This window comes from Vibrio sp. 1069, from assembly GCF_033340555.1.
In genome coordinates, this window is record NZ_JAWOWP010000593.1 from 1 (window position 1) to 604 (window position 604).

The following is a 604-nucleotide window of genomic DNA, read 5'->3' on the forward strand; positions in this document are numbered from 1 at the left end:
CTTTTCTTATTTACCAGGAGTTGCATGAAGAAGAATTAAGTTCGGTACTTCGCCAATTCGATTAGCATTTTGAAGAGCCATATCTAGAGCGACGGAGACACACTCATTTTCTTCACAATTAGAAATACCGGTTCCATAAGCATGTGGGCCTGAGTCATAGATAGCCATAGCCGCTATGACTGGCCCAACGTGAAAACCATGATCGGTCATAATGGCTTGGCATGAACTTGAACCGTGGAATGGAACACCAGGGAAATATCTAAGAAAGGCAGAGCGAATGGCTCTGAAGTCGTACTCTTCTGTGTAATAACAGATGATATAAGACAAGTGTTCTTGCCTCAGCTCTGAACGAAGCCTCTCTACTGCTAAATATTCGTCGGTAATATGGGTAAATACTGATTGGCACTGCATACGCTTTTATTATTGTTTGTCACGTTACTGTTATACCATTACGACAAATTATCGTTAGGCTAGAAGGTTCGAATTTCACAAAGAAGATGCCATTATCTCGTGTCAGATCTAATTTATAAATGCACTAAGACAATATTTTGGTTTATTTTGAGCTTAATCGTTTTGGTTGCAGATATAGCATTCCATTCAGCTC

The 604-nt window shown here is 39.7% G+C and carries 1 pseudogene; it reads right to left on the reverse strand.

The window, feature by feature from the left end:
* Positions 1-12 precede the first annotated feature (12 nt).
* Positions 13-411: pseudogene (locus R7040_RS27940) on the reverse strand (FIST N-terminal domain-containing protein); the annotation flags it as partial.
* Positions 412-604 lie beyond the last annotated feature (193 nt).